Here is a 1,044-nt window from a genome sequence, read left to right as displayed (position 1 = left end):
AGAAATGTTGACTCTTTCTTGAGGAGGTCTCGCAGAGGAGCTGTCTTTTCAGCCAAGTTTGGAATGAAGGGGCCTAAATATGTGATGAATCCTAGGAACTCTTGCACTTCCTTCTTGGAAGTAGGTTGGGGCATGTCCTGCAAGTCTTCGATTTTTGCTGGGTCAGGCTTGACACCTTCTGCCGTATATGTCATTCCAAAGAATGTGATGGAGTCCGTTTTGATGGTGCATTTCCCAGAGTTGAATACCAGCCCGTTTTTGGCTGCTACCTTCATGAGGTTGTGTAGCACCTGGTCATGCTCTGCGTCTGATCTTGCGTAGACGGCTACGTCATCGGCGATGCCGACTGCTCCATCCACCTGGTCCAGGATCTGGTCCATTTTCATTTGGAAGATATCTTGGGATACGTTGAGCCCGAATGGAAGGCGCTGAAAGCAGTATCGTCCGAATGGAGATTGGAACGTGGTAAGGAGTTGGGACTCGTTGTCGAGCTGCACTGACCAATATCCAGCCTTTGCATCCAGCTTGGAGAATACCTTGGCGCCTCTAAACATGTGGGTGATCTCTTCAACTGTTGGGATTTTGTGGTGAGGGCGTTTGAGGGCCTTGTTGAGGTGTCTGGGGTCCAGACAGATTCGCAGATCTCCACCTTTCTTGTGGGAGTACGCCAGGCTTGAGACCCAATCCGTAGGCTCAGTCACTCGTCTGATGATTCCATCTGCTTCCATCTTCTCCAGCTCACCTTTGATTGCATCCTTTAGTGCGATTGGGGTTTTCCGGGGAGCATCCACATGAGGTGGAGCGTCTGGGTCGATGACCAGCTTGACCTTCCCAGGAAATTTCCCAATTCTGTCGAATTGCTCAGGGTACATGTCGACGAGGTTGTCCACCGTGTTGATGGGCCTGGGCCTGCTGGCCTGGATCTTGTCTGCGGGTTGTGCTGCATTTATACTGCAGTGCATGGTGACGATCTTTAGGCTCTCGCATGATGGTAGGCCTATGATGGCAGGACCTGGGACATCTACTATGTGGAATTTGGTGTTT

1 protein-coding gene is annotated in these 1,044 nt (G+C 50.9%); it reads right to left on the bottom strand.

The window, feature by feature from the left end:
• The coding region (locus ACOCD2_RS21655) for a reverse transcriptase family protein (RefSeq protein WP_419626095.1) at positions 1-1,044 on the bottom strand (1,044 nt) is incomplete at both ends.

The sequence above is a fragment of the Thiolapillus sp. genome (assembly GCF_048562965.1).
GTDB lineage: Bacteria > Pseudomonadota > Gammaproteobacteria > Chromatiales > Chromatiaceae > Thiolapillus > Thiolapillus brandeum_A.
Note: the sequence above shows the minus strand (reverse complement) of the source record. Positions and strands in the feature narration are given on the sequence as shown.